At 45.6% G+C, this 18,484-nt stretch carries 12 protein-coding genes; 6 read left to right on the forward strand and 6 right to left on the reverse strand.

Translation table 11 applies throughout. The annotated features are described in order from the left end of the window. Window positions 1–60: 60 nt before the first annotated feature. A complete protein-coding gene (locus O59_RS06580; RefSeq protein ID WP_007640782.1) occupies window positions 61–2,190 on the reverse strand; it encodes a hypothetical protein in 2,130 nt (709 codons plus the stop codon). Window positions 2,191–2,450: 260 nt separating this feature from the next. Between O59_RS06580 and O59_RS06585 the strand changes: the two genes are divergently transcribed. The 6 genes from O59_RS06585 to O59_RS06610 all read left to right on the forward strand — a co-directional run bounded on the left by O59_RS06585 (window position 2,451) and on the right by O59_RS06610 (window position 9,447). Beyond that, a complete protein-coding gene (locus O59_RS06585) occupies window positions 2,451–4,028 on the forward strand; it encodes an MFS transporter (RefSeq protein WP_007640783.1) in 1,578 nt (525 codons plus the stop codon). Window positions 4,029–4,270: 242 nt separating this feature from the next. Then, window positions 4,271–5,410, forward strand: coding sequence for a mandelate racemase/muconate lactonizing enzyme family protein (locus O59_RS06590; RefSeq protein ID WP_040391650.1), 1,140 nt, complete (start codon window positions 4,271–4,273; stop codon window positions 5,408–5,410). Between the two features lie 13 nt (window positions 5,411–5,423). After that, window positions 5,424–6,443, forward strand: coding sequence for a zinc-binding dehydrogenase (locus O59_RS06595; RefSeq protein WP_007640786.1), 1,020 nt, complete (start codon window positions 5,424–5,426; stop codon window positions 6,441–6,443). 8 nt (window positions 6,444–6,451) lie between these two features. Then, window positions 6,452–7,216: an SDR family oxidoreductase gene (locus O59_RS06600; protein ID WP_007640788.1), complete on the forward strand. Its 765-nt coding sequence runs from the start codon at window positions 6,452–6,454 to the stop codon at window positions 7,214–7,216. 5 nt (window positions 7,217–7,221) lie between these two features. Beyond that, a complete protein-coding gene (aldA, locus tag O59_RS06605; protein WP_007640790.1) occupies window positions 7,222–8,667 on the forward strand; it encodes an aldehyde dehydrogenase in 1,446 nt (481 codons plus the stop codon). 171 nt (window positions 8,668–8,838) lie between these two features. Continuing rightward, a complete protein-coding gene (locus tag O59_RS06610) occupies window positions 8,839–9,447 on the forward strand; it encodes a GntR family transcriptional regulator (RefSeq protein WP_007640793.1) in 609 nt (202 codons plus the stop codon). Window positions 9,448–9,682: 235 nt separating this feature from the next. Here O59_RS06610 and O59_RS06615 read toward each other — a convergent pair whose 3' ends face one another. The 5 genes from O59_RS06615 to O59_RS06635 form a co-directional block, all read right to left on the reverse strand. Then, window positions 9,683–11,995 (reverse strand): beta-galactosidase, encoded by a 2,313-nt coding sequence (locus O59_RS06615; RefSeq protein WP_007640794.1) that lies wholly within the window; start codon window positions 11,993–11,995, stop codon window positions 9,683–9,685. Window positions 11,996–12,062: 67 nt separating this feature from the next. Then, window positions 12,063–13,073 (reverse strand): SMP-30/gluconolactonase/LRE family protein, encoded by a 1,011-nt coding sequence (locus O59_RS06620; RefSeq protein ID WP_007640796.1) that lies wholly within the window; start codon window positions 13,071–13,073, stop codon window positions 12,063–12,065. 32 nt (window positions 13,074–13,105) lie between these two features. Continuing rightward, window positions 13,106–13,858 (reverse strand): SapC family protein, encoded by a 753-nt coding sequence (locus O59_RS06625; protein ID WP_007640798.1) that lies wholly within the window; start codon window positions 13,856–13,858, stop codon window positions 13,106–13,108. 33 nt (window positions 13,859–13,891) lie between these two features. Next, complete coding sequence (locus O59_RS06630; RefSeq protein WP_007640800.1) at window positions 13,892–15,445, reverse strand: tryptophan halogenase family protein; 1,554 nt, start codon at window positions 15,443–15,445, stop codon at window positions 13,892–13,894. Between the two features lie 113 nt (window positions 15,446–15,558). Beyond that, entirely contained in the window at window positions 15,559–18,306 is a 2,748-nt protein-coding gene (locus tag O59_RS06635; RefSeq protein ID WP_007640805.1) for a TonB-dependent receptor, read from the reverse strand. Between the last annotated feature and the right edge of the window lie 178 nt (window positions 18,307–18,484).

Consider the following 18,484-nt stretch of genomic DNA (forward strand, 5'->3'; position numbering starts at 1 on the left):
TCGCTAAAAATAAAAAAGCCATACTCGGGTGAGTATGGCAAACGGCACGACAAAGAATGTTTAGTGGGTAAAGTTTCGGCTGTAGTGAAATGCTCTTAATGCCGCTGAGCTTATGTGGCCGCCATCATCCGCAAAGGTCACCTCAATCTGATTGTTAGCTTTGAGGATTGAATAGGGCACAGGGATTTCAATTACACCAAAAAAGTTTTCCCGCCCTTTGCCTTGGTGGTATTGATCATAGCCGCGATAATCTTTTGGTACAGTTACTTCGGTGCCATTAATGGTCACTTTAGGCTGCAAGGATTTTCCGTGATCCCTACCTATGCCCAAGCGTAACGTAGCCTCTCCAAATGCTGCTGGAGTGATGCCGTTTATCGCAAAGTTAAGGGGACTATTGGTTTTAATTGCCTGCAAATAATTTGTTGCATATGTTTTCTGTTCAACTTTAGTTTGATCGATTACTACTGCACTTTCATAGTTCATGGTAATGATCATGGTGCCACTACCTCCAATGCTTAACGAATCTGGAAACTTGTCGCTAACCGTTTCGCTTAAGACCGGCGCGTTTTGGCTATCCAGATGTAAGTGTTTAATCGTCGCATTGGCAAAGGCAGGATTATTTAATGAATAATCATTCAGTGTGAATTCTTGCGCGTTAAATTCCAAATTGTTAATGATGAGATACACCCGCTTATTGTCGGCATAAGCATTGACGACCAGATCGGGATCGCTAGAGGTAATATCAATACGTGTTCCTTTTACGTCTGACCACAATTGATAAAACTTGATCATGTCAGTGAAAACCCATTCGTCACCAGTTTCGCCGGGTGCCTCTTTGCGTTGACGCATAAGGCGGTCATTGTAGGGTATGCCATTAACGCGGCCCCACTCGGCTTTTATCGGCAGAAACGGAATCGTTTTAGCAATATTGTTGGGGCGTTCAAGAAAACTCATCAATAGACCGTTAAATGCAATCAGGCGTAATCCGTCGCGCTGTGGGGTCCAGGGATCAGAAAACATGGAGTGAATGCTGGCGCCATATTCCGATATCACTAAGGGCTTGATCTTGCCAAATTTAATCGTGTCATATTGCTCGAGCAGATCGAGGGTTGCCTCGACGTTGCTGCCGCGACGATATTTCTCGCGATTATTGTGCGCCGGAAAGTCATAGAGATGGATTGAGTAAAAGTCCATATTGGCACCGGCCAGATCAATAAAAACTTTGTCGCGGTTTAGCCATTGTTGAAAGTCATTTTTATCGTAATCGGGAAAGGCCACTGTGTAGCCGCCAATTAAAACATCGCTATTGGTTTTGCGAATTTCTGCGGCCACCGTATTATGAAATTGAAACACCTTTTCTACTGGCACTGGTGATGCGCTAGCATCCACCAGGTCATAAAGAGGTTCATTCATCACTTCAACATAGAGTGGTTTGGGTTGGCCAAATAAATCGCCAGCGCCTTTACTAAAGTATTTTGCCAGATACTGCCCCATGTAGTGGCCAGTGGCAGTTCCAAAAGGTTCACTGGGGGTATCGGTCTGTGAGAGTGCCCAGCCTTTGCGGGTCAGTTTGCCATCTGGCCAGAAGGGGTGTTGCTGCGCCCCTATAATCATATCTGTTAGCCGGTTTTCAAACTGACGAATTTTGGCACTGTTGGCGTTGTTGCTATACACCCAGCGTGCGTCGCCACCTTTGGTTTGGGCGTGACTCTCGCTGACAAAACCCGGGCGAGCGGGGTCTTGATTGAGTTCCCCGAGTTGCCAGGTGATGCCGCCGGTATCGCGGCCGAAATACACGTCATAGCCGTCCATGACTTCGGTAATCAGGTCAGGTGAGGCGTTGGGGGCTCCCAAACTTTGGGCGTTTGAACCAAACCAGTCGGCTTCGGTGTTGGACGAGTGAATGGTGATGAATTTGCGCCGATCAAAACTGTGGATATCGCCAACAATATGTTTGATGTCTCTATTGAAACTGATTTTCGGCCTGCTGTCAGTTGAAGCGACTGAGCTGTTCGGTGTGCTCGACAGGCTAGTGCTGCTACTTGCGACTAAACTGCTAACGGAGGTGGACGATTGTGTGGGGCTGACACTGGCTTTGCTTGATGCTGGAGGAGTTGATGTTCCGCCACCGCCACAGCCGCCCAAAATAAGGGTATAGGTTGCGATGCTAATTAGTTGAGTGAGTTTCATATCACACCTGCAATGGTTATGTTTATTTGGCCAAATGATTGGCTGCAATGCGAAGGTTAACAGTAGATTTATAACATGTATATATTTAATTGTTAACAAAAGTGGCGCGTGTTACACTTGATTTAGAGTTTCGATTAAAGTGGTGTGTGTTCTGCAGATCTGCCCCTGATGCACCAGAGTAATTGCAGTAGGTTTGATTTTGTCGGTATTTATGGGCTGGGCGATCAGTTCAAATAATAACTATTGAGTGGTAATTAGATATGCAGAGAGCAAATAGAAACGCATTTTTCTTTTCCTTTATTGTGGCTCTAGGTGGATTTGTATTTGGCCTGGATATAGCACTGATTTCCGGCACCATTAAATACATTATTGCTGAATTTAGTTTAACGGCCTTTCAGGTGGGTGCCATTGTTGGTGGTTCTACGGGGCTTGGGTCAATTGTTGCGCTTCTTTGTGCGGGTTATTTTTGTGAGCGATTTGGGCGTAAAAATACCCTATTGTTCATTGCTGCATTGTATTTAATCTCTGCGTTGTGGTCGGCATTTGCTGTTAGTTTTGAGACGCTTTTTGCTGCGCGCTTTTTGGGTGGTTTAGCCTTTGCCTCTCTTACGCTTGCGTCAATGTACATTGGTGAGATTGCACCGCCAGACTTGCGCGGTAAGTTAGTGGGCCTGAATCAAATGAATATTGTGTTGGGGATTTTTATTGCGCAGCTATTAAATTTCTACATAGTGACAGTAATTAGCACGCAACCTGCTTGGGCAAATTGGATTGGTTTGACCGAGTTAACCAGTTGGCGTTGGATGTTGGGCTCGGAGATTTTGCCTGCGTTAATCTGGTTTTTACTGCTCTTTTTCATTCCGGAGAGCCCGCGCTGGCTGGTGATGAATGGTAAAAAGCATAAGGCGGAAGCGGTAATTGCCAAAATTGCACCTGCTGAGATTGTTGCCCAGCAGTTCAAACAAATTTGTGACAACTTAAAAGGTGCTGAGCATTCGCTGAGTGTGAGTGAGCAGCTGGGGTTGTTGTTTAAATCCAGGTTGCGTATCGCGCTATTCATTGGCGCTGGTGCGGCCATGTTGCAATCTTTGTGCGGTATGAATGCTGTTTTAGGTTATATGCCATTTATTTTTTCGCAGGTGGGCGGTGGCGATGCAAGCGCCTTTCAGCAAACCGTATGGGTTGGTGCTATAGGGTTGTTCTTTACATTTCTGGCGCTGGTGATGATTGATCGCATGGGGCGCCGTCCTATTTTGCTCTGGGGTTCGGTCTGGGCTGCTGTGAGCATGGGAGTGGTGACTTATTGTTTTGCGGGGGCGACTTATATGTTGAGCGCAGAATCCGTCGCAGCCTTCGCTGATCGGATTGATACGTCACTATTGGCCCCTATGTTTGGGGTTGAGTATGCCAGTGATCTGGAATTTAAAGGGGCATTGGTGACTCATTTAGGATCGGCAGCGCTGGGTTCACTTCAGGTTGATTTGCTGAATACGGCTGCGCATATGCAGGGTGTGCTGGTGTTTATTGGATTAATTAGTTTTGTGGCGGCATTTAACTTTTCCTTAGGCCCAGTCATGTGGATTTTGTTTTCCGAAATATTTCCTACGCGCATCAGGGGTGTTGCCATTCCTGCTTGTGCGCTGGTCTGTACACTCTTTGGTGGCGTATTGGTGCCTACATTGTTCCCGTGGCAGATAGAGGTTCAGGGTGTTGCGGTCACATTTTTGATCTATACCTGCTTTTGCGTGTTGGGTGCTATTTTTGTTCTAAAAATGGTGCCGGAAACCAAAGGGAAAAGTTTGGAGGAAATCGAGAGTCAACTTGTCGCCGTCAAATAAAACCCTGGTTATTGATCGCAGCTGTTTTTATCTCTTCTGTTTAGTCTCTTATCGCTCGCCAGATGTAGGCAAAAAGTGCCGCCATCTGGCCGTATTGGTAAGTATTACCTCGCGCTTTAGTGCTTTTCTATCGTTATTGCATTTCCGTATCCCACTTTTGAAATTATCAGACTTTTCTCCTTTACAAGTGTTTATCCTGAGTGTAGATTGTTAACAATAAACAAATGCATCGGGATAGGTCTATGCTAAATACAATTTCTTGCGTGAGTCACAACGAACTCTCTGCAACACATATCAAAGCCGTCAAAGTTGAATACTACCAAGTGCCACTGGCCGAGGTGTTATCCGATGCAAAACACGGCGATCACACCTGCTTTGAATTGCTGGTGTGCCGCATCTATTGTCAGGATGGCACCGAAGGTGTTGGTTACACTTATACCGGCGGCAAGGGCGGACGCGCCATTTACTCACTTTTGGATGACGAACTAAAGCCAATGCTGATTGGTCGTGATGCATCGGATATTCATGCAATTTGGGAGGATTTGGGTTGGCACCTGCACTATGTGGGTCGCGGCGGTTTGGTTAGTTTTGCAATTTCTGCGGTCGATATCGCCCTGTGGGATATTCGCTGTAAGCGCTTGAATTTGCCTTTGTGGAAATTGGCTGGCGCCGCCAGTAATAAAACCCGCTGCTATGCGGGTGGAATTGATTTGAATTTCAGCGAACAAAAACTATTGAAGAATATCGATAGTTATTTGGATCGCGGTTTTAACGCGGTAAAGATCAAAGTCGGTAAAGACAATTACAAAGAAGATGTTGCGCGCGTTGCTGCGGTTCGTGAACTAATTGGTAAGCAGACCACCTTTATGGTCGATGCCAATTATTCAATGACCGTTGAAAAAGCTATTCGTTTTGGCCGGGCGATAGAGCAGTACGATATCACCTGGTTTGAAGAGCCAACCATTCCCGATGACTATGAAGGTTATGGCCGGATTGCAGACAGCATTAACATCGCTTTGGCGATGGGTGAAAATCTGCACACCATCCATGAATTTACCTATGCCATCAGACAAGCCAAATTAGGTTTCTTGCAGCCAGATGCATCCAATATCGGTGGCATCACCGGCTGGTTAAAAGTCGCTGAGCTTGCTTACGCGCACAACTTGCCTGTTTGCAGTCACGGCATGCATGAGTTGCATGTATCGCTGATGTCTTCCCAGCCGCACGCGGGTTATCTAGAAGTTCACTCCTTTCCTATTGATGTTTACACCACGCGTCCAATTGTGATCGCCGATGGCCTTGCAATCGCTTCCGATGAGCCGGGAACCGGTGTGACATTTGATGAAAAATTATTACGTCCACATTTAATCAAACAATCCTGAGGGGATCGAAATTATGTTAGCTGCTCAATATGTTGGTAATAAAGGCTTTCAGGTTGTTGAAGGTCAAATGGTTGCTCCTGCTGCGGATGAAGTGCGTTTGCAAGTAGGGTTTGTAGGTATCTGTGGAACGGATATGCACATTTATCACGGTGTTATGGATCAGCGCGTTGCACCGCCGCAAATTATCGGCCATGAAATGTCGGGCACCATTGTTGAGATGGGAGCCAATGTAAAAGGTTTTGCCATTGGTGATCGCGTTGTTGTGCGCCCGCTCGATTATTGTGGCGAGTGTCCTGCGTGTACTGCAGGACACAGCCATGTGTGTCACAAATTAAAATTTATGGGTATCGATAGCCCAGGCGCTTTCCAAAATTCATGGACTGTAAAAGCGCGCACTTTGCACAAGTTGCCTGACAATATCGATCTAAAACAAGGCGCATTGATTGAGCCACTTTCTGTAGCAGTGCACGATATTTCCCGTGCGCGTTTAAAGGCTGGTGAAAAAGCGGTGGTTATTGGTGGCGGCCCCATTGGTCAGTTGGTTGCACTGGTGGCAAAAAGTGTTGGTGCTGAGGTCATGATTTCGGAAGTGAATCAGGTGCGCAATGAATTTGCCCAGAAAAATGGTATTAAAACCGTTAATCCGCTTGAGCAAGATTTAGATGCAGCTGTCAAAGAGTGGACCAACGGCAAGGGCGCAGATGTTGTGTTTGAAGTGTCTGGTGTGAAAGCGGCGATTGAAGCTATGACCAAGATTGCCTCTGTGCGCGGTCGTATTTGTATGGTGGCGATTCACTCGCAAAAGCCTGAAGTGGATCTGTTCCAATTCTTCTGGAAAGAGCTTGAGTTAGTTGGCGCGCGCGTTTACGAAGCGGCTGACTTTGATATGGCCATTGAATTGGTTGCATCCGGTAAAGTAAAGCTGGAGCCATTCATTAGTTCGGTATCTAGCTTGAACAACATTGGCAGCGCTTTTGCGAGCATGGATAACAATCCTGCTGGTATGAAAGCCCTTGTGTCTTGCGCGGAGTAATCACGATTATGTTGGAACAATTTAGCTTAAACGGTAAAGTCGCTTTGGTCACTGGCTGCAAACGCGGCATTGGTAAAGCAATGGCGGTGGCCTTGGCAGAAGCGGGTGCAGATATTATTGGTGTATCGGCATCATTGGAGTTGCAAGGCTCAGAGATTGAAAAAGCGGTAACGGCTACCGGAAAAAAATTCAGTGCTTATCAATGTGATTTTGCTAATCGCGACAGTCTTTATGCCTTTATTGAAAAAGTAAAAGCAGGGCATCCGGTGATTGATATTCTGGTCAATAACGCCGGTACAATTTTGCGTGCACCTGCGGCCGAACACAGCGATGAATACTGGGATCAGGTGATCAATGTAAACCTGAATTCACAATTTATTTTGAGCCGTGAAATTGGCAAAACCATGCTTGCGCGCAAAAGCGGAAAAATTATTTTCACCGCTTCATTGTTAACCTATCAAGGTGGCGTGACTGTGCCTGGCTATGCCGCAAGTAAAGGTGCTTTAGGCCAGTTGGTGATGGCGCTGTCGAATGAGTGGGCATCGCACGGGATTAATGTGAACGCCATTGCGCCCGGTTATATCTCTACCGATAACACTGAAGCCTTGCGCAATGACAAAGATCGTTCTGCGTCTATTCTTAGTCGTATTCCGCAGGGCCGCTGGGGCACGCCGGAAGACTTTAAAGGTCCGGTGGTGTTTTTGGCATCAAGCGCATCTAACTATATGAACGGCAGCACCGTGTTGGTTGACGGCGGCTGGATGGGGAGATAAACACGATGAAAAATGATCTCAATTTTATTAATGGCCAATATGTGTCATCAAAAGCCAATGGGCATATTGTTGTTTACAGCCCAAGCACGGGTGCTGAAATTGGCCGCATCCCCGAAGGTTGTAAAGAAGATGCACAGGATGCATTAGAAGCAGCACAGGCAGCACAAAAGCCTTGGGCTGCCCTTACGGCGCGTGCGCGTGCAACATTGCTGCGTAAATTCGCTCAGGCCATTCGCAATGAAACTGAATTGCTTGCCACTATGTTGGTGCAAGAGCAGGGCAAGTTGCTCGATGTGGCGCGCGGTGAAGTAACTGCAACGGCCACGTTTATCGAATACGCCTGCGACAATGCGCTCACGATAGAAGGCGATATTTTACCTTCCGATAAACCCAATGAAAAAATCTACATCCACAAAGTGCCGCGCGGTGTTGTGGTGGCGATTACTGCCTGGAATTTTCCACTGGCATTGGCAGGCCGAAAAATTGGCCCGGCACTGATCACTGGTAACACCATTGTGGTGAAGCCTACCCAAGAAACACCATTAACCACTATGGAATTAGGGCGTATCGCCAACGAAGTGGGTATTCCTGCTGGTGTATTAAATATTGTGAATGGCTCTGGTTCGGTAGTAGGGCAGCACCTATGTGAAAGCCCTATCACCCGTTTAATTACCATGACTGGTAGCACCCGGGCCGGACAAATCATTTACAAAGCCAGTGCGCAGCATTTAACCCCTGTGATGTTGGAGCTGGGTGGAAAAGCTCCCTTTATCGTGATGGAAGATGCCGATCTGGAATTGGCCGCTGAAGAGGCGCTCTGGGCGCGTTTTGCCAACTGCGGACAAGTCTGTACCTGTGCCGAGCGTCTCTATGTGCATGAAAAGGTGTACGACGCGTTTGTTGCCAAGTTTGTACCTAAGGTGAAGGCCTTGGTGGTAGGCGACCCAATGAATCCTGCAACACAAATGGGACCTAAAGTTAATCGCCGCGAAATTGAGCAGATTGATGGTCTCGTAAAACAAGGTTTGGCGCAGGGGGCTGAATTAGCCTGTGGCGGTAAACCTGCGGTAGTGCCCGGTTTTGAGCAGGGCAATTGGTATGAGCCTACGGTTCTGGTCAATGTGCAACAAGATAATGTTTTGGTTCACGAAGAGACCTTTGGCCCCATATTACCAATCGTGAAAATCAGCAGTATCGATGAGGCCATTGCTTACACCAATGACAGTGAATACGGTCTTTCTGCCTATTTATTCACCCAGAGCCTGAATTACATCCACCGCTCTATTGCGGAAATGGAAGTGGGGGAGGTCTATGTCAATCGTGGTATTGGCGAGCAGCATCAAGGCTTCCATAATGGTTGGAAGATGAGCGGCGCTGGCGGCGAAGATGGCAAGTATGGTTTGGAACAATATTTGGAAAAGAAAACAGTTTATTTAAGTGAGAAATACTAGTCGTTAACCTGCCGTATATAATGGCCGGGCTCAATGGGTAGATGTGCTTTTTGGAAACAAATGGTCATATCTACCCATTGTTATTTGCTCAGATTATTGTCTAATGTCTGCAAATAGCTTAGCCTTATAAAACTCTCCAATAAGGCTATTTTCGAGAAGGTCATCCAGATCATGAAAGAAACAAAAAAAATCATTCCAGTTCGGGATCAAATTGCTGATCAAATCAGATCTGACATTATTGCGGGCGATATGCCGCCCAATGCCAAATTAAATGAAGTCGCGCTAGCGGAGCGTTTTGGTGTCTCACGCGGCCCGGTTCGCGATGTATTGCTGCAACTCACTAAAGAAGGTTTATTGGTCGCTAAAAATAATTGTGGTGTTTCGGTGAATAGCGTGCTCTCACCAGAGCTGCAGGAGCTGATGATCGATATCCGTACCAAGATTGAGCTTCATGCGGTAAAAAGCTTGAAAGGTAAGTTGCAAGAGGCGGATTTTGCTGAGCTTGATGCAATACTGGATCGCCTGCAAAATGCTTTTGATAGTGAAGATTATACCGAAGTTACCAAAGCCGATATGGATTTCCATCGCTATCTGGTGATGAAAGCAGGCGGAGAAGAGTTGGTTAATTTGTGGCAACCCATTATTTTGCGTATGCGCATGAACTACAAACGTATCACCAAACCAGTGGATTGCGTCAATGAGCATAGAGCAATTAGCGATGCACTGCGCCAAGACAATATTCGCGAAGCCACTGCCGCGCTCAAAGCGAATATTCGGTAAGTTAAATTACAGTCATTTCCCTAATTAAATTACAAATTGCCTGAGCGTAAATTGCGACATAACCTGGTAATGCGGGTGGCAATTTACGTTCAGGATTTTTTATTGTGTAAGCGTTTGTTTAAATATTGCCGATGTTTACAGTTCATAAAAAACGCCAGACCGACAACTTGCTCAAGTTCAATGATTGAGTCAGTCGTAGGTCTGACGCTTTTATTGCCGCAATGATTTTCGGTAATTATTGTATGGGCGCTATTTTACTGCGACGTTTATAGAGTGATTTATTCACCCGCTTGGCAGCATCCACCATGGGTTGATAGGGAATATCGGTATTACTTACCCAGCCTACGTTGTAATTTTCGCCATCATATGCGCGGCCGGTGACTGGGTCATCAATATATTGGAACCAATGCGCGCCCACCATATAAGGGTTGTCGATTACGCTATTCATGTAGTTTTCATACATTTTTGCGCGGTCAGTTTGGTCGGCAGCAATCACTAATCCTGGATGATAAAAATCTGTATCCGATGTTGAGCCTATGTGGTATTCACCGATGATGGTGGGAAAATCTAAATCTTTTAAAAATTCCCAAGTGTCAGGGTGCATGCCTTCACGATAATTATTAAAGCTCAATACATCGCTGTATTTTTTTGCAGCGGCGACCACTTCAACAGGCATACCCCATTCGGCGGCAATTCTCACACCCATATACATATGGTTGGGTAGGGCGCGTTTAATTTCGCTGCTGACAATACGGAAATAAGTTTCTGCATAGTCGGCGTAGAGCATAGAAAAGTCTGCGCGTGAGGCATCGTTTAGTTCATCCATAGTGATGCCTGCGGCAAAGCTTGACCATGACTCGATCTGTGTGCCCCAAGCGTTGTTTAGCGCTGTTATATCGCTGTATTTTTTAGTGAGCAATTGTGTAAATTGTTTTTTCGCAGGGCTTTCATCAACGGTTCTGCTTAATGCGTAATACACAGCGCCAAAATGAGCGCGGTCATTTTTCATCGAGCCCCAACCTTTTTCATTGTCCACAAATACACCGACACACCAGGGTGTGTTTTTTACTTCGCGACCAATTTGTTTGATGGTCAAATGTGCGCGACGTTTAAATTCCGGATCATAAACATCGGGCAGTGGCGACCAATAATCCTGCCCGGAATAAATCACTTTGAAGTCGCCGATAATCCAACCGTTGGCAAAAAATGGCATGCGCTGGTTGTCGTAAAACATCGGATCAATCCAATTACCAAATGAGGTGAAGCCCCAATCCACCATGCGATCCAGAGTCACATCGCGCCAGGTTTTTATGTAGGAATTGGGTGAGCTTTGGCCGTAGCGGCGCTCCAGATTGGCTTTGTAAAAGCTGTACACTTCACCGTGTTCGATCACACCTTGGTGCACTGTGCGCCGGTAACCATAGTGTTCACCGAGTGCGTGATCGTAGGGGGGCAACCATTCAAACATTTCACGGCGCAGTGGCGATGCGAGAAAACGAGAGTTCAATGATTTTTTACCGACCGGGATAATATCGCGCGAATCTTCCGGGGTTAATTCTTCCGGATCTATTTTGCGCACGCTGGCATCGTTGAAATCATAACCAGTGATGGTTTCTAAATTAGCCATACGCACATTGGCGATAGCGCTGGAAAAAAACAAATAGCCTTCTGGGTCTACCATCCACCAGCGGCCATCTACTTTTGCGGTGCGGAAATAACCTGTGCCTTTCAATTTAGGGCCTTTGCTCCAGCCACCAAAACGTGATCTGTCTTCCGGTTGTTTGGCATTGGCCAAGCTGGCTAACTCGGCATCTGCCGCTGCTTTTAATTGTTTCTCTGAATGAATTTTAGTGGGGTAATTTTTTTTGGCGGCTTGACCAAATTTATCGACTATTCCTACCAGATATTCAGGATCCTGGGCTGGATTAACACGCAGCTCAAGGTTGTCCACAATCAAGGTGTTGGTTTCAAACTGGGCGTAAGCTTTGAAAATAATTTTAGTGACTTTAGTGAAATCAAAATCGCGGTCGCCTGAGCGCCATGCCAATTTCTCTTCGCTAGTTTGCCACGCCGGTGGAGTTTCACGCATGCCGGTTTGCGCATTGGCAACACGCCCGGTTAAGAGTGCATAAAAACGGGCAGATTGCCCCGCATCAATCACTGCGCTGCGCTCTTGTTTGCGGCCGTTTGCATCCATTAATGTCAGCCAAAATTGAAATGATTGACTGCCTGGATTGCTCACGTCCAGTGCCAGATTTAAATCACCTGTGTAATCCCAATTCCAATAACCTTGCGCGGGAGTAGGTAGCTCAATTGTAGATTCCTCGCGCGGTTCGAATACCAGTTTTAATGCCTTGCCATATTTTTTCTCTTGCCCCTCTATCAAGCTTGCCTTGACGTTATTTTCCATAGCTTTATTCAGTGAAAAACTATCAAAGTTTTCAACGCTGCCTAGTGGCGAATTTTGGCTGGCGGCGCAGCTGAGGGATAGCCCTGCCAAAGTGCCAGCAAGCATCTGTTTGATTAATCGTAGTTGATTTGTTTTCATTGGTTTTCCTCTCTTGCGGTTAAAAATTTTTAAATCTGTGAAATATATTCGTTTCCAAGGCGAATAATTATTTTAATGACAGGCTCATTAACGTGTCGTGGGCGGTAATAAATAGGGTTTTTTCATCGCTGGAAAGCGTGCAATTGGCGGTGAGTTTTTCGGTGTGAATTTTAGCGAGCACTTCACCCGCCGGAGAAAATACCCATACGCCGCCGGGGCCTGTCGCAAATAAAACACCGGATGAGTGTGTCTCCATGCCATCGGGTACACCTTGGTGTTTGGCATTATTTTTGAGTACACTCGCATCATAAAACACACGTTTATTTCGCGTGTTTCCCTGCTCATCCAGATCGTAGGCTAACCAATGGGGATGCTCTGGATCTGATACGCCTATATATAAAGTTTTCTGATCTGTTGAGAGACCAATACCGTTGGGAAATTTCACTTGATCATCCAGTAGTGCCAGTTCTCCCGAAGCGGTAACTTTATAAATTCCTTGAAATTCTAGAGTTTTACGTTGGTCGGTCATGCCGCCTGCCAAGCCGTAGGGCGGGTCAGTAAAGTATAAAATTCCGCTGCGGCTGAATACGGCATCGTTAGGGCTGTTGAGCCGTTTTCCTTGAAATTCACTGGCAATACTTTTGTACTTTGGGGCAGGGTGATTTAATGGAGTAGCCATAAGTGCGACGCGTCGGTCGCCTTGTTGCAATAGAATTAATTCATTTTTGTTATTGAGCAGCAATCCGTTGGAGCCACCATTGTCATCGCCAGAGAAGAGTGCAGTTGCACCAGCGGGTTCTAAATAAAGGCGAGTTCCTAGACCGGGTTGATATTGCATAATGCGATTGTTGGGAATATCTGAGAATAGCAATGCTTGCAATTCATCAACCCACAGTGGCCCTTCAGTCCAGCGAAATCCATCGGCGCGGATAAAAAGCTTTTGTGCTGGATCGATCAAATGCAAGGCGCGGCCATCGATAATTTCAATTGATCCTATCGCTTGATTTAGTTCTGGAGCGGAGTACTCTTCGGGTTTTGCCAATTTTTTTGTAGTGCAGGCGGTAATGGTGAAAGTCATAATAAAAAGCGTTGTAATTAGGTTAAGCCGATTCATTTTTTATTGCCTTGTAAACGATTGTTCTTGAAATCGATAAGTCGCTGGAATTGTTTTAGCGAATGGATAATGAACTGTATTGGTGCTAAAAAATGTTGCTGGTTTAGTTGGTTGGTTTCATTTTTACTTAAGTCATTCAATCTATCGGTGTTGATGGTATAGATACCTTCGTAACTAAAATTTGAGCCATCGTTAAACGCGATATTAATGCGCGCTGCTTCCAGCAATTGATGGTTTAGTAGTTGGGTAATAAATACTTTTGTCATGGTTTCACTGAGTGTTAATTGACTCAGTAATTCATTGATGGAATTTAAGTAAGCGCTCGGTGTTCCGTCGCTATTAAAGAGCGGCTCTCCCTGGGTGTGGCTAATACGTTTGCTCTGAGTGTTGATGCTAATAAAACCATCGCTACGTTCTTTGCTAAATTGTGCAGTATTTTCAGTTGTGTGATGGTGCCCAACCATAAATGGCTGGCGTTGGATATGCAGCGGAATGTAATTGGCGTTCCATTGGTCTTGATCTAAATAAAGATTTTCTTCAGGTTCAAAGCCTAATAGTGCATACAAATTAAATTGACCTGTGTCTGGGTCTTTCATAAAACATAGCGGATACTCAAGAGCCAAGTGTTTTAATTCATGGATCAAAACGGGAATGTTATTAATATTTTCACCGTATTCAGCACCATGCCCGGTAATGACTTTCAGTTGAGCGTGTGCCGCGTAACTCAATATTTCAATCATGTTGCTCATAATTGCTCGCTGTTTTAATGAAGAGCAGCCGAATTAAACGGGCTGTAAACCATAGTCTTTTATTTTGTTGATGAGTTCTCTGTTGCTGGGTAGTTGATTTTTTAGTTGTTGCGCTAGAGTTGTATTTTTGTTGAATAATTCTTGCGCCAGTTGTCGGTTGCGTGACGACATTCCCTGTGGGCTTGCCGCTGTTGTGTGACCCATGCCGTAGAGCAAATATTGATAACTGGCTGCTGGAAATACTTCTACTGCGCGATCAAAGTCCATATGCCAAGGTGATTGGTAGCGCCACAAGGTCATCAACTCTTGCAAGCTTTCTGGAATACTATTTGGGTGTTTATTTTCTCGCCAAAAATCGCTGTCATCGCGTTTGCTAAGGGTGTAATGCAATTTCAAAAAATCAATGATGCGTTGCCAGCGATATAAAAAAGTTTCATTAAATCGTTTTGCGATGATGTCCATCGCTATGCGTGTTGCTGGTAATTGATCGGCAATCATTGCGGCCGATATTTCGATCAATACCAATGCCGATGCTTCTAGCGGCTCAAGAAAACCCGCCGACAAGCCCACAGCGACACAATTTTTTTCCCAAAATTTTGCTCGGTGCCCGGGTGTTATGGGAATTTTCCGCACTGAAAGTTGATCTGTCTTAGATGAGTGCTGCTTGAGATACTGATGCAACTTTTCTTCAGCTTGCTCGGTACTGGTGTGCGCACTGGAAAATACGTGGCCTATGCCGCGTCTGGTTGGCAGGCCTATATCCCAAATCCAACCGGAATCCTGTGCGGTAGAAATGGTATGCGATGCGATAGGGCTATTGTCATTTTCATAGGGCAGGTGGACTGCCAAGGCTGTGTCGATAAAAAGAACATCTTTACAAGATACAAACGGCACTTCGTAGTGTTTGCCAAGCAGCAGTGAAATAAATCCACTGCAGTCAATAAATAAATCGCCTGCGATATCGCCTTGGGTGTCGGTAGTGATTGAGGCTATATCGCCGTTGTCGGCAGCATTGACGTTAATAACATCGGCCAATAAATGGGTGACACCGAGTTTAGTTGTGCAGTGTTTTTTCAAGAATTCCGCAAATGCGCCAGCATCCAAATGGTAGGCGTAGTTTGCAACGGCGGCATATTCCGGTGTGGTAATTAGTTTCGGTGCCAAGCCTTCTTCACACAGCGTTTCCTGTACGCAGACTGCGTTTGAAAAAGATTGGTTGTTTGAGTCGGCCAACCAGTGGGGCGCAAGATTAATCTCGGAAAACCCCAGGGGTAAAACCAGTGGGTGATAGTAAAAATCATTTTTCTGGCCTGTACACCAATGTACAAATTTTGCACCTTGTTTAAAAGAAGCGTTACATTCACGAATAAAATCTGTTTCGCGTACGCCCATTTTTTTTAAAGTGTTGCGCATGGTGGGCCATGTTCCTTCACCTACACCAATAATGGGTGTTTTGGGTGATTCCACTAAACAGATATTGATACCTTCGCTGTAGTGCTTGCGTATTTTTGCGGCAAGCGTGCCTGCCGTAATCCAACCGGCAGTACCACCACCAACAATAACAATGGATTTTATGGTTGTTGTCATATTTGCACCGTCATTTTTATTATTTATTGGTTTGTTTTGGTTTTAAAAAAAGGTCGCCAAGAGTAGGCGACCTTTTTTTTGCGCATTCACAATTGAGTGTTAAACACTAACAATTAGAATTTTGCACGTACACCTAGGTTATAACGGGGGCCATATTGCTCATAGTCAATGATTTGATTAGTCCAGCGACCATAGCGATGGGTAGCTTCATCGGTGACGTTCAAACCTTCGATAAACACAGACAGATTGTCGTTGATGTCATAACTCGCATTGATATCAATTTGATCATAGGCTGCGGTGAAAGTTGGTTCAGTTCCAGACCCAAGGAGGAACTTGTCACGCCAGTTGTAAGCGATACGAATTTGGAAACCGTCCATCTCATAGAAACCGACAACGTTTGCAGAGTCACTCAAGCCTTCCAGTGCCAAGTCGTTTTCCAGACTATAAACGTCGTAGCTATCATCGCTATCAACCATGGTGTAGTTAAGGATGGCACCAAAGCCTGAATCACCGAACATGTGTTGAACGTTGAACTCCAATCCATCTACCAATGAATCATCCAAATTTTGTGGGGTAGATACTTCCCACATGATTGCTGGATCACCTGGTTGTGAAGTACATGCAGGAATTGGATTGGTGACAGTACCACCCGGGCAACCAGGGCGTGGATTTGCTGCAGGGTTGGTTAATGGATTGCCGGCAACTTCGATTACACGATCTTCTTGACCCAACGAGATAAAGTTATCGACTTTCTTGCGGAAGTAACCTGCAGATACATAACTGCCTTCTGCGTAGTACCACTCCAGCGATAAATCCAGATTTTCGGATTCGTAGGGGAGCAGGTTAGGGTTGCCCTGATTGGCTTTGAATGGGCCGGTAGATAAGTGAGTGACTAAATCTGTTCCAGGGAACATTGCATCAAAATTACTGCGTGCAATTGTTTTACTGAATGAGAAGCGTGTTATTAAATCTTCACGCAATTCCAAACTGAAATCAAAGTTAGGCAAGAAATTATCGTAACTGCCATCGAGTTCATCGGGTTGCTCGGTGTCAGAATAAATCTTGGACATTTCCAGCGGCGATACCCAGTTAAACCCAATGACAGGATTTGTAATGGTGTAAGAGGTAACGTCTGTCTCTTCGTAGCGAATACCCACATTCGCTTTCACCGGCATTTGATTAAATTCAGAATCAAAATCAAATGACAAATACAGCGCATTAACTTCTTCTTCTACACCGTTAGTGCCCGAGGTCATTGGTGTATTCAGGTTCTGCGCATAAACCAAATCAATAAACTGATCGGCGCTAAACACGGGAACTTGCTCATACCCTATATCACCGGGCTCAAAGGTCAGATCAAGGTTACTAAGATCCATGCCTGTCAGAGCAAAATTGGCACTGTAAATATCTTTTACATCAACCGTATTTTTGGTTTGTGCGAGGCCAAAATTAATTGCACTTAATGCACCAGAATCGGTATTTTTCCAAACACCATGCAGTTGAATCTGTTGAATATTATTTTCTAATTCATGGCCGCGCTCTTGATAAAGGTCGCCCACAATATTGGCTTTGTTGTAAGCACCGCCATCCAGACGTGAGTCGTCGTAGGAAACCTGAGGTAATTTCCCGGAAAAATCAGCCGCGATATCAACTTGTCCAAATGGATTTTTTGTATTGGCAATTCTTTCGGCAGGTTGTGCACCTGGGTTTGCGTGAGAGGTTGAATCATGCGCGTCTAATGTGAACGACAATTGGTCATTTACATCCCACTCAACGTTAACCCCGTAAGAATCGTTTTCAGTCGTGAAGCCATATTCCCACGCCCAAAAATTCAACTCATCATTTTGGCGAGCAGGATTAATGATGGTGCCATTTTCATCCGCTTTACCGGTTTGCACATCATCAAACCAAAAGCTCATGCGATTCATCGCACCGTCTTCTTCAAGGCGCGACATGGTGTAATCAACTGACGCTGTCAGATTGTCGGTTGGCGCAAATTGCAATACCAACTGGCCATTTTGGCGGGTGCGTTCATAGTTCGCATTGTCTAAATCGACAGTCGGAACTCGCCATGTTGTTTGGGTTGGATTGCGCTCGGTATTGATGGCACTGGTGTCAGGATTTTGTTGACCAGGATACCCTTGGCTCCAACCATTTTGTGTGCCGATGCGATCAACATGAAAGTTGCGCTCTGCGTAGGAGTAAGATGCGAGCACACCAAATTTGCCATCGGCAAAGGTGTTGCTGATCATGCCTGAAACTTCTGGCGTCACTTCATCGCCTGTCTCTACCGTTGGTTCAATCACACCTTTCACGCTTGCATGAACAACCAGATCATCAAAATCCAGCGGCTTGGCGGTTTTCAGGTTAATGGTCGCGCCCAAGCCGCCAGAAGCGATATTGGCTTTTCCTGTTTTATAAACCTCAACACCGGAAACACTTTCTGCTGCGATTTCACGGAAGTTGAAGCTGCGAGAGATGGGTGTGCCATCCAGTGCCGAGGAGTTTGGCATTTGACGGCCATTCAACGTCACCAAGTTGAAGCTGGGGCCGAAACCCCGCACGGTGACTTGATTCCCTTCGTTATTGGTACGGTCAATGGATACACCGGTAATACGCTGTAAAGATTCAGCGAGATTGGTATCGGGGAATTTGCCTATGTCTTCTGCGCTAATGGCTTCTACTACACCACTTGCCTGGCGTTTGGTGTCCATCGCACCAATGAGTGAGCCTCTAATTCCGGTTACTACGACCTCTTCAATTGTGCCGGTATCTTGCGCGTAAATATTGAAGCTGGATGCAGCTATTACTGCGGCTGAAAGCACCTTTAGCTTAAAGCGGTCTTGCATAAACATCGCCATACAACGCTCTCCTAATAGTTGTTCATTTTTATAGTCTTTATCGACTTGTTGTTCTGTCCATGTGAGGCCAGAACCGGTCTTATGTTGAGCTGAAAGTAAGGGGGAGCTCGCGATCACGTGAAATACGAGAGGCTTGCTTCTTACCTTGCTCAAGTATAATCGGCGCACTTGTTTTTAA

It is taken from the genome of Cellvibrio sp. BR (genome assembly GCF_000263355.1).
Lineage (GTDB): Bacteria > Pseudomonadota > Gammaproteobacteria > Pseudomonadales > Cellvibrionaceae > Cellvibrio.

Excerpts from the sequence above, each read along its gene's own strand:
- O59_RS06580 (WP_007640782.1), bottom strand. The coding sequence starts at position 2,190 with ATGAAACTCACTCAACTAATTAGCATCGCAACCTATACCCTTATTTTG.
- O59_RS06585 (WP_007640783.1), top strand. The coding sequence starts at position 2,451 with ATGCAGAGAGCAAATAGAAACGCATTTTTCTTTTCCTTTATTGTGGCT.
- O59_RS06590 (WP_040391650.1), top strand. The coding sequence starts at position 4,271 with ATGCTAAATACAATTTCTTGCGTGAGTCACAACGAACTCTCTGCAACA.
- O59_RS06595 (WP_007640786.1), top strand. The coding sequence starts at position 5,424 with ATGTTAGCTGCTCAATATGTTGGTAATAAAGGCTTTCAGGTTGTTGAA.
- O59_RS06600 (WP_007640788.1), top strand. The coding sequence starts at position 6,452 with ATGTTGGAACAATTTAGCTTAAACGGTAAAGTCGCTTTGGTCACTGGC.
- aldA (WP_007640790.1), top strand. The coding sequence starts at position 7,222 with ATGAAAAATGATCTCAATTTTATTAATGGCCAATATGTGTCATCAAAA.
- O59_RS06610 (WP_007640793.1), top strand. The coding sequence starts at position 8,839 with ATGAAAGAAACAAAAAAAATCATTCCAGTTCGGGATCAAATTGCTGAT.
- O59_RS06615 (WP_007640794.1), bottom strand. The coding sequence starts at position 11,995 with ATGAAAACAAATCAACTACGATTAATCAAACAGATGCTTGCTGGCACT.
- O59_RS06620 (WP_007640796.1), bottom strand. The coding sequence starts at position 13,073 with ATGACTTTCACCATTACCGCCTGCACTACAAAAAAATTGGCAAAACCC.
- O59_RS06625 (WP_007640798.1), bottom strand. The coding sequence starts at position 13,858 with ATGAGCAACATGATTGAAATATTGAGTTACGCGGCACACGCTCAACTG.
- O59_RS06630 (WP_007640800.1), bottom strand. The coding sequence starts at position 15,445 with ATGACAACAACCATAAAATCCATTGTTATTGTTGGTGGTGGTACTGCC.
- O59_RS06635 (WP_007640805.1), bottom strand. The coding sequence starts at position 18,306 with ATGGCGATGTTTATGCAAGACCGCTTTAAGCTAAAGGTGCTTTCAGCC.